Raw genomic sequence first — 12,404 nt, 5'->3', positions numbered from 1 at the left:
AGCGCCGGGGCGAGCTTCAGGGCGTCTTCCCCCGTCGGCGGCTTCGGCCCGGCGACCACCGAGTGCACCGTCGGGCCGAGCGGGACCAGTGGCACACCGGCCCGCTCCAGCAGCGTCGCGAACTCTTCGTCCGGTGGCGCGGCCACCAGCGCTTCCGCACCGAGTTCCCGCACTTCTCTCGCGAGTCCCACCAGGGGTTCGACATCCCCGCGCGATCCCCACGTCGTCAGCAAAACACGCACTTCGCGACTCCCGTTCCCGCAGCTTCCAGCCTTCGGCGGGCAATTCTGCGGGACGACCCGGGGCTTGCCGCAAGCCCCCATGTCCGCTATAAGTTGAAGGGGGCAAGGAAAAGCCCCCTCTCTCGTCCACTCTGGACGGAACCTTTCAGATAGACCCGGTGCGTAGCGCGAAGGCGACAGCGTGCGTGCGGTTCTGGAGGCCGTAGCGCGACATCACCCGATGGAGGACGTTCTTCACCGTGCTCTCCGAATAGGCGAGCTTGGCCGCGATCTCCTCCGTGCCATGGCCATCGGCCAGCAGCCGGAGTACTTCCCGCTCCCGGTCGGACAGCCCGGACAGCGCGAGACCGTTGGGTACCAGCAGGTCCTCCTGGATGCGTTCGAGCTGCGAGAGCAGGCTTCCCTGCAGTCTCGGCGGCAGCGCGCCGGCGCCCTGGCTGACCGCGAGAATCGTCCGCACCAGGTGTTCGCCGTCGAGGTCGCGCCGCGGCAGCAGCGCGGCCATACCGCATTCGATCGCCGTCATCAGGACCTGGACCGGGAAATGGTCGGTGACGATCACGCACCTCGGCGGCGAGGCGAGTGACGACGCGGCACGAACCTGGCGCAGGAACGTGAAAACCCCGTCGCCGATCGAATCCCCGACGGTCACGATCACCTCGGCCGGTCCCAGGTCGGTGTCGGCGAGCACGTCCAGCCGTTCGTCGGCGCCGAGAATGCTCGTCGTGCCGAGCCCGGCCAGGAGATCCGGGGCATGCACGGCGACTCTGACGCGATCGGTCCTCCTGGTGATCTTCTCCCCTTGAATCAACATCGAAGTCCCTATCCGAAGCGCTCGGAAACCCGGAGACGGCAGCGTTAGTAGTTATCGCACTACTTAGAAGCTATAACGTTACAACGTTGTATGTCAACCGCGGAAGCAGGGCTCCCACGGTCGGCGGCACCGTCACAGGGCAAGACGCCCGAAGGAGGTGAAAGGTTCAGTGCGAACGTGATCGGACTCGGCGGACGCCGGTCACCGCGTCGTGAGGTCGTCCAGTTCGTCCGCAATCAACAGATCGGGGTCGAACTTCATTCCGGTGAAGTGGCCGGCGAGTTCGAGCGAGAGCACGCCGTGCAGGCGGGTCCAGAAGGCGAGCGCGCGGTGCAGGGTCGCGGCCGGGGCCGGATCGTCACCGGCCCAGTCGCGGTGGCCTTCCAGATGCTTGTCGAACGGGGTGTCCGGCTTGTCCACGGTGATCGCGCGGCACGCTTCGAGCAGCACCGCCATGACCTCGCTCGTGATGGCGGTGGTGTCTTCGGGTGCGTGGTAGCCGGGGACGGGCGTGCCGTAGATGAGGAAATAGCGCTGCGGGTCGCGTCGCGCCCAGTCCCGGATGGTGAAGGCGAGCCCGGCCAGATCAGCGCCCGAGTCGAACGCCGCCCGGACGGTGTCGGCGAGGCTTCGGTACGCGTCGCGGATGAGGGCGGTGATGAGGTCGTCGCGGCTGGCGAAGTACCGGTACAGGGCGGGGCCGCTCATCCCCACCTGTTTGGCGATCGCGTTGAGCGACAGCGCGGGGACCCCGGCGGTGGCGATCTGCTCCCACGCGTGCTGCTTGATCTCGGTGCGCACCTGGTCGCGGTAGCGCTCCCGCGGGCTCTGCCCGTCCGCGTCCGTCATCGGCCCTCCCGCTTCGTCGGCCCGAAGCTTAGTCGGCGCTCCGGTCGCGGAGGAATCGAAGGGGCACGATCCGTTGCACGAACCTCCCTGATCGACCGGAATCACCGGCAAGCCCGGTCGCGGATGATCGACAATGGCCTCATGGCTGGCGACGACTTCACCTGGTTGGACGCGACGGCTCAGGCGGAGCTGGTCCGCACTGGGCAGGTGTCACCGCTGGAACTGCTCGACGCGGCGATCGCGCGGATCGAAAAGCTCGACGGCGCGCTCAACGCCGTGGTCAGTACCCGGTTCGACCAGGCCCGGCGGGAGGCGGTGACGGCGCACGGGCAGGGACCGTTCCGCGGCGTGCCGATGCTGCTGAAGGACTTCCTCTGCCACACCGCGGGCGATCCGGTGCACGGCGGCATGCGTGTCCTGCGGGACCGGGATTGGCGCGCGCCGTCGGACTCGTATCTCGCCGCGCGCCTGCGGGCCGCGGGGTTCCTGTTCTGCGGCCGGACGAACACGCCGGAACTGGCGACGAGCATCACCACCGAACCGCTTCTGCACGGCGCGACACGGAATCCGTGGAACCCGGCGCTGTCCCCCGGCGGATCGAGCGGCGGGTCGGCCGCCGCGGTGGCCGCGGGTCTGGTCCCGGTCGCGCACGGCAACGACATGGCGGGCTCGATCCGCATCCCGGCGTCGGCGTGCGGGCTGGTCGGGCTGAAGCCGAGCCGAGCGCGGACCAGCCTCGGCCCGGAGTTCGGCGAATACTGGGGCCAGGTCACCCACGAACACGTCCTGACCCGGTCGGTCCGGGACACAGCGGCGATCCTCGACGTCACCGCGGGCGCCGCGCCGGGAGATCCCTACCGCGCCGCACCACCGGACCGTCCATATCGGACAGAGGTCGGCGCGGACCCCGGCTCCCTGCGGATCGGGTTCCGGATCACCTCCCCGGGCACGTGCGAAACGGCGCACTTCGACAGCGTCGCCGCCGTCGAACGGACCGCCCGCCTGCTCGAGTCCCTCGGCCACCAGGTCGCTCCCACCGCCGCGGCCGCGCTGGACGCGCCGGGGATGTTCGACACCATGCCCGCGCTGCTCGCGGCCGTGGTCACCTGGGAACTCGACGCCTGGTCCGAACGGCTCGGCGAACCGCTGCCGTCGTCCGTGCTGGAACCGATGAACGCGATGCTCGCCGAAGCGGGCCGTTCGGTCACCGCCGTGGACTGGGTCGCCGGATCGCTCTCGTCGCAGCGGTGGGCCCGCGGGGTCGCGGCGCTCTGGGAGGACGAACTGGACGTCCTCCTCACCCCCACGTCACCCGCGCCGCCCGCCGAACTCGGCGTCCTCGCCCCGGACGCGAAGTCTCCCGAGGAACTGGCCGCCGGGATCGCCACCGGCGCGGCGTTCACGGCGCCGTTCAACATCACCGGGCAGCCCGCGATCTCCCTGCCGCTGCACTGGAACGCCGAGGGGCTGCCGATCGGCGTCCAGCTCGTCGCCGCTCAGGACCGCGAAGACGTCCTCATCCGGCTCGCCGCCCAACTGGAGGAGGCCGCGCCCTGGTCGGAGAGGCATCCCGCACCGTTCTCGTGAGTGGTCAGGACGGTTAGAACCGTCCTGGCCACTCACGAGGTGACGATCATTCGGGCAGGAGCGCCAGTTCGGCCAGGGCCTGTTCCCGCCGGGCGCTGAACGACGGCTCGGGCGAGAGTTCGACGGCCAGGGTGAGGCACTCTCGGGCTTCCTCGAAGGCACCGGCCGCTCGCCAGGCCTGTCCCTCGCGGAGCGCGCAGTTCGCCTCCAACGTTTCGAAACCGCCTTCCCACGCGAGCCACCGGCTGGTGCGGTAGTGGCCCGCCGCCTCCCGCCATTCGGCGAGCGCGCCGAGCACGTCACCGATGGCGCGCAGGGTCAGGGTCTTCAGCAGCTGATGGAAACCGGGATACGTGTCACCCGCCAGCCGTTCGGCGTCGGCGAGCACGGCCCGGTGCACGGCGAGCGCCTCCGCATGCCGTCCGGCGGCGAGCAGCGCGCGCCCGTAGATGTTCCGCGCCGAGGTTTGCCCGTCCCAGAACGGCAGTTCGTCCGCCAGTTCGTACCCGCGCTTCGCGAACTCGAACGCTTCGTCGCCTTCTCCGAGCAACCGCAGCACCTGGCCGAGGTAGATGGACGCCCAGGTCTGCTCGACGCGGTCGCCGATCCGGACGGCGATGTCCAGCGCGCGGCGATGCGCCGCCACAGCGCTTTTCTCGTCATCGAGACAGACACTGGCCGCCCAGCCGACGAAGTTGAGCAGCTTCGCCTCGTCCCCGGCGTTGCCCAGCGCGTTCGCCGCGGCCGCGCCGAGCGAGAAGATCTCCAGCCACGGCCGCTGGGCGCTGCGTCCGTCGGAGTACCAGTGCAGCGCGACGGCGAGATCGCCGACTTCCCGATGCCAGCCTTTCTGCGCGGCCACCCGCTGCGCGGCGACCCAGTTCTCGCCCTCGACGTCCAGCCAGCGGCCGCTCTCGTCCCGCGAGCCGAACCGCCCGGTCTCCGATGCCTTGGGGTAGAACAACCTGGCCGCTTCCGCCGCCTTGCCGAGCAGGTGGGCGAGCACGATGTCCCGCGCGGCCGGATCCTCCTCCGCCTCGAATCGTTCCTCGGCGAACAGGCGGATCAGGTCGTGGAACTGGTGACGTTCCGGCTCGGCCGTGGTCTGCAGGAGGCTGGCGTCGACGAGTTCGTCGAGGTGATCACGGACGTCGGCGTCCGCCGCGCCCGAAACGACCCCCGCGAGTTCGAGGCCGAAGTCGGCGCCCGGCACGGTCGCCAGCCGCCGGAACAACCGCCGCGCCCCGGTCGAGACAGCGCGGTAGGACAGGTCGAACGCCGACCGCAGCTGCAGGTCACCGGCCGCGAGCGCGCGCAGTCGAGTGCTTTCGTCGCGCAGTCTGTCGGCGAGCTGGGCCAGGGACCACTGCGGCCGGGTGGCGAGCCGGTTGCCCGCGATCCGGACCGCGAGCGGCAGGTATCCGCACAGTTCGACGAGCTCCCGCGCGGCGTCGGGTTCCGCGCGCACGCGGTCGGCACCGATGATCCTGGAGAGCAGGCCGGTCGCGCCTCCGTCGGAAAGCGGTTCGAGCCCCAGCCAGCGGGCGCCCTCGAGACCGGCGAGCGTGCGACGGCAGGTGATCAGGGTGAGACTGTCGGGCCCGGCGACCAGCAGCGGCCGGATCTGCGCCTCGTCGGCGGCGTTGTCGAGCAGCAGCAGGACCTTCCGGCCTTCGAGCAGCATCCGCAGCAAAGCCGAACGCTCGCCTTCGGAAGCGGGGACCTGCCCCGGTGCGACGTCCAGTGCGCGCAGCAGCCGGTCGAGCGCGGCCCTGGCGCTCAACGGTTCGTCGTCCATCCCGCGCAGGTCCACCGCGTAGCCGCCGTCCGGGAAATCCGGGCGCCACCGGTCCGCCGCCGTCACCGCGAGCGCGGTCTTCCCGACCCCGGCCTGCCCGACGATCGCGACCACGCCGCCCTCGGCGGCCTTCGCGGACAGCTGCTCCAGTTCACGTTCGCGGCCGGACAGATCCGGCGGCGGCGTGGGCAGTGCGCAGGTCGCAGCGACCTGGGCGGCCAGCGCCGGGTTCCGGCGCCGTCCCTGTTTGGCGACGGTCAGGAAGAACTCCCGGTCACCGCCGGTCAGGCCGAGCGCGTCCGCCAGCACCTCGGCGGAGCGCTGCTGCGCGGCTCGCGCGCGGCCGCGTTCCAGCTCGCGCAGGGCGCGGACGCTGATCCCCGAGGCCTCGGCCAGCTGTCCCTGTGTCCAGCCCGCGGCTCGGCGGTGTTCGAGCAGGAGCTTGCCGAACACCGACCGTTTCTCGCTCGCCTCCGCGGGTTCCACCGAGGTCCATTCAACCGGCAGGCTTCCGGTGGCGAAAAGCTGCCCCCCGCTTCCGCTTGTCCCGCCTTCGCCGGGGCCGGTTACCTGGAACGCATGTCGACGACCATGACGACGCCCGTCCGGCCGATCGTGCGGACCGAGGAGCGCCGGGAGATCCGGGTCGCCGTGCACGCCGGTGATCCGCTCGTCCGCGCGGGCCTGCGCAGTGCGCTCGGCGCCGGCCCCGGCATCAGCTTGCGGGACGATCCGGAAAAGGCCGACGTCCTGGTGGCGGTCGCCGGAAACGAGCCGCACCGGATCCCGGCCGGGGCCGCCCGGCTGGTGCTGGTCGCCGATCAGCCCAATCAGACCGAACTGTGGGCCGCGGTGGAACGCGGACTCGCCGTCGTCGTCGCGCGCTCCGAAGCGACGCCCGGACGGCTGCTGCGCGCGGTCGCCGACGCCCACGCCGGCCGGGGCGATCTGCCCGCCGATCAGCTCGGCAGCCTGCTCCGGGGAATCTCGCGGCTGCACAAGGAAGTTCTCGAGCCGCGCGAGCTCACCCTCAGCGGGCTGTCGCCACGGGAGACCGAAGTGCTCCGGCTCCTCGCTGAAGGGTTCGACACCGGGGAGATCGCCCGGCGCGTGGCCTACTCCGACCGGACCGTGAAGAACATCCTGCACGGCCTGCTCAGCCGGTTCGGTCTCCGCAATCGCACGCACGTCGTGGCTTACGCACTGCGCGAAGGCCTCATCTGACCAGGGCGGACGAGCGTTTCAGATGACACCTTCCCGGATCGCGTAAGCCACCGCGTGCGACCGGTTCCGCAGCCGCAGCCGGTCGGTGACGGAGTAGATGATGTTCTTCACCGTGCGTTCCGAATAGGAGAGTTCGGTCGCGATCTCCTGGGTGTCGAACCCGTCGGCCATCAAGCGCAGGACGTCGATCTCACGTGAGGAGAGTGCGGCCCCGGCGGGCTGGCTCGGCGCGAGCATCTCCCGGTGGAGTCGCTCGGCGTGTTCGGCCAGCCTGCCGAGCAGGTCGGACGCCGGGCTCATCCCGCCGGACGCGGCACTGCGGACGCTGTCGGCCACGCGGGAATCGGTCACCGCCGACTTCGGCAGGATGGCGACCACCCGGCACGCCACCGCGGCCGTGAGCCCGCCCTCCTCGATCCGGTCGGTCAGCAGCACGATCGGCTTGCCGAGTTCGACGGTGACTTCACGCAACGCGGTGACCGCGTCGGTCGAAAGCCGGTCGAAGGCGGCGACGACGACATCGGTCTCGTCCCGTTCCCGGCCGTCGACCACCGTCACCGACGCCCGGGTTTCGAGGAGGTCGGCCATTCCGGCTTTCGTGATGGGGTCCAGGGCGCAGACGCTCACCCGAACTGCTCGCATGCTTTCCTCTTCTGCCGCGGACGGCCGGCAGGCGGTCCACTGTGGATCATCGATTGTCAAGAGTCCCCGGTGCAGAAAGCCTTGCCCGCGCGAACGAGCAGGCTTCTTGTACGGTGGATTTCGGGTGGCGACCCACCTCGGTGACCCCCACACCTGACGGTGGGTCGCTCCCTTTTCCGTGGCTCGCGGCAATTCTCGCCCGCCGGAATAGGCGCGGCAACGCATTCCGCGCGGTCTGCTTTCCCCGCCAGTGGACAATGGCCGAAGGGGCACTCCGATGCCTTTCCGTGGAAGCGGACCTCCGTGCGCCGCGAGCCGCCCAGGCCGATGCGCCAAGCCGGCGGCTGGTCACCCTCCGATCGATCCCCGAATACGTCTTTTGATGCCCCGAGCTGCACAAACGCCACTTTGGCACCACTTGGCACCACTTCGGCCTTGCATTGGCGCCACCGTGGTGCCATGATGGCGTCATGGATTTGACGCCCTTTGTGGACAACGTTCGCCGGGAGCTCGCCGTCGCCGCCGAGGCGGGGGGAGCCGAGGCGAGCGCCCTCGCCGAACGCTTGACCGCGCCGCTCGCGTCGGCCATCCGTCTCGCGCTGCTGGACGCGTTGTCCGCCGCCTCGGACGAGATCACCCGGGACCTCGCGCCCGGTTCGGTCGAGGTCCGGCTTCGCGCCGGTGAAGCCAGCTTCGCCGTCACGCTTCCCGCCGTCGAGCAAGCCGGGCCCGTGGCCGCGACGGTGCCGGAACCCCCGGCGCCGCCACTGCCGCCGATGCCGGACGAAGAAGGGGCCACGGCCCGGATCAACTTCCGGTTGCCCGAACAGCTCAAGGCGCGCGTCGAGGAGGCCGCGGCGGCGCAGGGCCGTTCGGTCAACGCGTGGCTCGTGCGGGCCGCGTCCGCCGCGCTCCGGCCGTCGGAACAGACCGCCCCGCCCGCGTCGCCGAGCAGCGGTCACCGCGCAGCGCAGCGCTACACCGGCTGGGTCAGCTAGATCCGTTAGACCAGCACAAACACCGATCACACCACCTTTGAGGGGACAACCATGCCTTCTTTCGCCACCCCGGAACCCATTCTCGTGGACCTCGAGCCGGTTGTCGGCAACGTCCGCATCGTCGCCGGCGACCGTGCCGACACGGTCGTCGAAGTCGCCCCGCTCGACCCGGACAAAGACTCCGACGTCGACGCCGCGACGCGGACCGTCGTCGAGTTTTCCGGCGGCACACTGACGGTCCGCGCACCGAAGATGCGCCTGCTCGACTTCTCCAACCGGTCGAGGTCGATCGACGTGACCATCGAACTGCCCGCCGGTTCCCGGGTGCAGGGGAGCACCGGCCTCGGCGACCTCACCGCGACCGGGCGGATCGGCGCGTGCCGCTTCAAGTCCGGGACCGGCCACATCCGGCTCGACCACGCCGGTGAACTGAAACTGCACTCCGCGTCGGGGAACATCGTCGTCGAGCACGTCGACGGCAGCGCCGACATCAGCACGAGCTCCGGCCGCGTGCACGTCGGTGCGATCACCGGTGCCGCCGTGGTCAAGAACTCCAACGGTTCCACCACGATCGGGACGGCCGGTGACGCGATCCGGCTCCGCTCGGCCAACGGCGACATCACCGTCGACAAGGCCGAAGCCGGTGTGGAAGCCAAGACCGCCAACGGTTCTGTCCGCGTGCTCGACGCGGCCAGGGGCAAGCTCGACCTCGACACGTCGATGGGGGACATCGAGATCGGCATCCGCGAGGGCAGCGCGGCCTGGCTCGACGTGAACACCGGCTTCGGCCGCGTCCTCAACGACATGGCCGCCGCCACCGCGCCCGGCGCCACGGCCGACAAGGTCGAAGTCCACGCCGGCACCTCCGTCGGCGACGTCATCGTTCACCGCTCCTGACCCGTCGGTCCTTACACACCAGGGGAATCCACATGAGAAACCCGGCCATCTCCGCGACCGGACTGCGCAAGTCCTACGGCGACAAGGTCGTCCTGGACGGCATCGACCTGCACGTCCCGGCGGGCACCGTCTTCTCGTTGCTCGGCCCCAACGGCGCGGGCAAGACCACCACGGTCAACATCCTGTCCACTTTGGTCGGTCCGGACGCGGGTGGCGCGACGATCGCCGGAGCCGACCTGGCCACCGATCCGGACGGCGTCCGCGCCTCGATCGGTCTCACCGGCCAGTTCTCCGCGGTCGACAACCTCCTCACCGGTGAGGAAAACCTGTTCCTCATGGCGGATCTGCACCATCTGCCGCGCCGCGCCGGGCGCAAGCGCGCCGCCGAACTGCTGGAACGGTTCGAACTGGCCGACGCCGCGAAGAAGACTCCGGCCACCTTCTCGGGTGGCATGCGCCGTAAGCTGGACCTGGCGATGACGCTGATCGGTGACCCGAAGGTCATCTTCCTCGACGAACCGACCACCGGTCTCGACCCGCGCAGCCGTCGCACGATGTGGCAGATCATCCGGGACCTCGTCGACAGCGGCGTGACGATCTTCCTCACCACGCAGTACCTGGAGGAGGCCGATCAGCTCGCCGACCGGGTCGCCGTGCTCGACGGCGGCCGGATCGTCGCGCTGGGCACGCCCGACGAGCTGAAGCGGCGCGTGCCCGGTGGGCACATGCAGCTGAAGTTCCCCGACGCCGTCTCGCTGCGCGACGCGACCCGCGCGCTTCAAGTGTCCACTTCGGACGAAGAGACCCTGGCGCTGCGCGTGCCGACCGATGGCACCGTCGCCGCTCTTCGCGCGGTGCTGGACCGGCTCGACGCCGAAGCCGTCGCCGTCGACAGTCTCACCGTGCACACCCCGGATCTCGACGACGTGTTCCTCAGCCTCACCGGTCACCGGACCGAAGCGACCAAGGAGATGGCCCGATGACCACCCTTTCCCTCTCGGTGCGCGACTCGGCGACCATGCTGCGCCGCAACATCCGGCACATGCAACGGTATCCGTCGCTCACCATCATGCTGATCGGCCAGCCGATCGTGTTCCTGCTGCTGTTCGTCTACGTCTTCGGCGGCACACTCGGGAACGGGCTCGGCGGCGGGGGAGGAGGAAGAGCCGAGTACGTCGGCTATGTCACGCCCGCCATCCTGCTCGTCACCGTGTGCAGCGCGGCGCTCGGCACCGCCATCTCCGTGGCGACGGACATGACCGAGGGCATCATCGCCCGGTTCCGCACGATGGCGATCAGCAAGGCCTCGGTCCTGACCGGGCACGTCGTCGGCGCGCTGATCCAGACGGCGTTCGCGCTCGCCGTCGTCTTCGGGGTCACGCTGCTCATCGGCTTCTCGCCGACGGCGGGCGTCGGCGAATGGTTCGCCGTCGCCGGCCTGCTGTTGCTGCTGACCCTCGCGCTCACCTGGCTTTCGGTGGCGCTGGGCCTGGCGGCCAAGAGCGTCGAGACGGCCAGCAACACACCCATGATCTTCATGCTGCTGCCGTTCCTCGGCAGCGGGTTCGTGCCCACCGACTCGATGCCCGCCTGGCTGCGCTGGTTCGCCGACTACCAGCCGTTCACCCCGGTCATCGAGACCATCCGGGGACTGCTGCTCGGAACCCGGATCGGCGGCAGCGGCTGGCTCGCGGTCGGCTGGTGCGCCTTGCTCGCGACCGTGGGGTACCTGTGGTCGAAGTCCTTGTTCGCCAAGGAACGTGACCGCTGAGCCGGAGTGAAACCGGGGGTCGCCCCGGGCCGGAACCGCCATCACGGTTCCGGTCCGGGGCGTTGGCTCGTGACGTTCGTGAACGGCAAGGCAAAGGTGTCGCGCCGTTGAGGCGTGCGCCGAATGTGGCATTGGGGGTGACGTGAAGGGAGCCTGCCCCGCGTGGGAATGCGGTGAAAGTTCCCTTCATCCAGCCTGACACGTCACCACGCCTCGCTGTGCTTTCCTGCCCGTCGAGTATGTCGTTGTCCAGCACCATGTTGCGGTATGTCGCCGGGGTGACCCGTGGTCACCGGCGCCGGATCGGGTCGCCGTGGCGGCGGTTGCCGCCGGGACGGCAGGGGTTGCTGGTGCTGGCGTATCTGCGTAACGGCGACACCTATGCCCGGCTCACGGCCGGGTTCGGCATCAGCATCGCCACGGTGTTCCGCTACGTCCGCGAGACGACCACCTTGCTCGCCGCGCAGGCACCCACTCTGGCCAGCGTGTTATGGCAGCTGGCATGGAGTCGCACCAACTACGCCATCCTCGACGGCATCGTGATCCGGACCGACCGCATCGCCGCGAACCGGCCCTACTTCGCGGCCCCGGCGAACGCGGCTTCGCCACCCTCAAAAACTGGCACATCCTCCACCGCGTCCGCAGCAGTACCCACCACGTCACCACCCTCGCCCACGCCATCCTCACCCTCGAAAACCACCGATGAAAAAGGCTCATTGAATGTGAAATACCTTTCGAGAAATGCGTTCACATTCGCACATGTATTCGATTGATGATATTCTTGCGGGGTGTTCAGTCAGCGAATCCTCGAGCCGCCACGGGAGTTGTGGCGTGCTGGTGCGCGGGAGCTCGCGCATGGTGTGGTCGAGCGTATGTCGGTGGCGCGTCAGGCGTTGGCGGAGGTGGGGCAGTTCCTGGTGGAGATCGAGGCCCGGGGTGCGATGGAGTTGTTCGGGCATGGGTCGACGGCGGGCTGGTTCGCCGAGACCGCCCGCATCAGTCCCAAGGAAGCACGTGACACCGTGGCGCGGGCCTTGGAGTTGAACGTGGGCCGGAATCTGGATGGCACACCCGTCCCCGCGAAGGCCCCGATCGCGGGGGCCGCGGCGGCCGTGGGTGACCTCGGCCATCAGCAGCCGGATCCGATCCTCGCGGTACTGAAGAAGATCCCCGCCGACGCCTCAGCAGAAGACCGGTCCGGGGCGGAACAGATCCTGGTGGACCTGGCCCGTCACGCCGGTCCGCAGGAGATCACCAACGTCGGAGCGGATCTCCTGGCCCATCTCGACCCGGACGGCAGCGAGCCGAAGGACGAGGACCTGACACCGCCGTCGCGTGAGGTGTATCTGCGGAAACGTGACAATGGCTGGTGGCGGTTGACCGGGTTGCTGGATCCGGAGTTCGGGGCTCGCGCGAATGCTTTGTTCGAGACGTGGGGGCAGCGAAGACCTGTCGATGAGGATGGCAACCGCGATCCGCGCACTCCTGGTGAGCGCAATGGGGACGCGTTGTTCGACGCGATCCACTACGCGATGACCAACGACAAGGCCCCGACCCTGTCGGGGGACCGCACCACCATCGT

At 69.5% G+C, this 12,404-nt stretch carries 12 protein-coding genes and 1 pseudogene; 8 read left to right on the top strand and 5 right to left on the bottom strand.

Annotated elements, in window-relative coordinates:
• The 3 genes and pseudogenes from ACFOSH_RS37590 to ACFOSH_RS37580 form a co-directional block, all read right to left on the bottom strand.
• A pseudogene (locus tag ACFOSH_RS37590) lies at positions 1-242 on the bottom strand (glycosyltransferase); the annotation flags it as partial.
• Between the two features lie 145 nt (positions 243-387).
• Complete coding sequence (locus ACFOSH_RS37585) at positions 388-1,056, bottom strand: helix-turn-helix transcriptional regulator (protein ID WP_378245376.1); 669 nt, start codon at positions 1,054-1,056, stop codon at positions 388-390.
• 201 nt (positions 1,057-1,257) lie between these two features.
• Positions 1,258-1,905: a TetR/AcrR family transcriptional regulator gene (locus tag ACFOSH_RS37580; protein ID WP_378245374.1), complete on the bottom strand. Its 648-nt coding sequence runs from the start codon at positions 1,903-1,905 to the stop codon at positions 1,258-1,260.
• 141 nt (positions 1,906-2,046) lie between these two features.
• Here ACFOSH_RS37580 and ACFOSH_RS37575 point away from each other — a divergent pair, with 141 nt between their 5' ends.
• A complete protein-coding gene (locus tag ACFOSH_RS37575) occupies positions 2,047-3,492 on the top strand; it encodes an amidase (RefSeq protein WP_378245372.1) in 1,446 nt (481 codons plus the stop codon).
• 46 nt (positions 3,493-3,538) lie between these two features.
• On the opposite strand, the gene ACFOSH_RS37570 is transcribed toward ACFOSH_RS37575, so the two are convergent.
• On the bottom strand, positions 3,539-5,776 hold the full coding sequence (locus ACFOSH_RS37570) for an ATP-binding protein (protein WP_378245370.1): 2,238 nt from the start codon (positions 5,774-5,776) through the stop codon (positions 3,539-3,541).
• A 93-nt stretch (positions 5,777-5,869) separates the two neighbouring features.
• On the opposite strand from ACFOSH_RS37570, the gene ACFOSH_RS37565 reads away from it, so the two are divergent.
• Positions 5,870-6,514 (top strand): helix-turn-helix transcriptional regulator, encoded by a 645-nt coding sequence (locus tag ACFOSH_RS37565; RefSeq protein ID WP_378245368.1) that lies wholly within the window; start codon positions 5,870-5,872, stop codon positions 6,512-6,514.
• Positions 6,515-6,532: 18 nt separating this feature from the next.
• On the opposite strand, the gene ACFOSH_RS37560 is transcribed toward ACFOSH_RS37565, so the two are convergent.
• Positions 6,533-7,102 carry a helix-turn-helix transcriptional regulator gene (locus tag ACFOSH_RS37560; RefSeq protein WP_378245378.1) on the bottom strand — a complete coding sequence of 190 codons (570 nt, stop codon included), beginning with the start codon at positions 7,100-7,102 and terminating at the stop codon, positions 6,533-6,535.
• A gap of 524 nt (positions 7,103-7,626) precedes the next feature.
• On the opposite strand from ACFOSH_RS37560, the gene ACFOSH_RS37555 reads away from it, so the two are divergent.
• The 6 genes from ACFOSH_RS37555 to ACFOSH_RS37530 form a co-directional block, all read left to right on the top strand.
• The gene (locus ACFOSH_RS37555; protein ID WP_378245366.1) at positions 7,627-8,154 is read left to right on the top strand and encodes a toxin-antitoxin system HicB family antitoxin; all 528 of its coding nucleotides are present in this window, start codon (positions 7,627-7,629) and stop codon (positions 8,152-8,154) included.
• 51 nt (positions 8,155-8,205) lie between these two features.
• Positions 8,206-9,051: a DUF4097 family beta strand repeat-containing protein gene (locus ACFOSH_RS37550; RefSeq protein ID WP_378245364.1), complete on the top strand. Its 846-nt coding sequence runs from the start codon at positions 8,206-8,208 to the stop codon at positions 9,049-9,051.
• Between the two features lie 32 nt (positions 9,052-9,083).
• A complete protein-coding gene (locus tag ACFOSH_RS37545) occupies positions 9,084-10,034 on the top strand; it encodes an ATP-binding cassette domain-containing protein (protein WP_378245362.1) in 951 nt (316 codons plus the stop codon).
• Positions 10,031-10,822 (top strand): ABC transporter permease, encoded by a 792-nt coding sequence (locus tag ACFOSH_RS37540; protein WP_378245360.1) that lies wholly within the window; start codon positions 10,031-10,033, stop codon positions 10,820-10,822. The genes ACFOSH_RS37545 and ACFOSH_RS37540 overlap by 4 nt, the downstream gene beginning before the upstream one ends.
• Before the next feature lie 245 nt (positions 10,823-11,067).
• Positions 11,068-11,595 carry a helix-turn-helix domain-containing protein gene (locus tag ACFOSH_RS37535; RefSeq protein WP_378245358.1) on the top strand — a complete coding sequence of 176 codons (528 nt, stop codon included), beginning with the start codon at positions 11,068-11,070 and terminating at the stop codon, positions 11,593-11,595.
• Between the two features lie 15 nt (positions 11,596-11,610).
• A partial coding sequence (locus ACFOSH_RS37530) for a DUF222 domain-containing protein (protein ID WP_378245356.1) occupies positions 11,611-12,404 on the top strand: 794 nt, incomplete at its 3' end.

This window comes from Amycolatopsis speibonae (assembly GCF_042647925.1).
GTDB lineage: Bacteria > Actinomycetota > Actinomycetes > Mycobacteriales > Pseudonocardiaceae > Amycolatopsis > Amycolatopsis speibonae.
This window is presented reverse-complemented; position numbering and strand designations above follow the sequence as displayed.

Coding starts and splice junctions, on each gene's coding strand:
- ACFOSH_RS37565 (WP_378245368.1), top strand. CDS start 5,870: ATGTCGACGACCATGACGACGCCCGTCCGGCCGATCGTGCGGACCGAG.
- ACFOSH_RS37585 (WP_378245376.1), bottom strand. CDS start 1,056: ATGTTGATTCAAGGGGAGAAGATCACCAGGAGGACCGATCGCGTCAGA.
- ACFOSH_RS37540 (WP_378245360.1), top strand. CDS start 10,031: ATGACCACCCTTTCCCTCTCGGTGCGCGACTCGGCGACCATGCTGCGC.
- ACFOSH_RS37575 (WP_378245372.1), top strand. CDS start 2,047: ATGGCTGGCGACGACTTCACCTGGTTGGACGCGACGGCTCAGGCGGAG.
- ACFOSH_RS37550 (WP_378245364.1), top strand. CDS start 8,206: ATGCCTTCTTTCGCCACCCCGGAACCCATTCTCGTGGACCTCGAGCCG.
- ACFOSH_RS37545 (WP_378245362.1), top strand. CDS start 9,084: ATGAGAAACCCGGCCATCTCCGCGACCGGACTGCGCAAGTCCTACGGC.
- ACFOSH_RS37580 (WP_378245374.1), bottom strand. CDS start 1,905: ATGACGGACGCGGACGGGCAGAGCCCGCGGGAGCGCTACCGCGACCAG.
- ACFOSH_RS37555 (WP_378245366.1), top strand. CDS start 7,627: ATGGATTTGACGCCCTTTGTGGACAACGTTCGCCGGGAGCTCGCCGTC.
- ACFOSH_RS37560 (WP_378245378.1), bottom strand. CDS start 7,102: ATGGCCGACCTCCTCGAAACCCGGGCGTCGGTGACGGTGGTCGACGGC.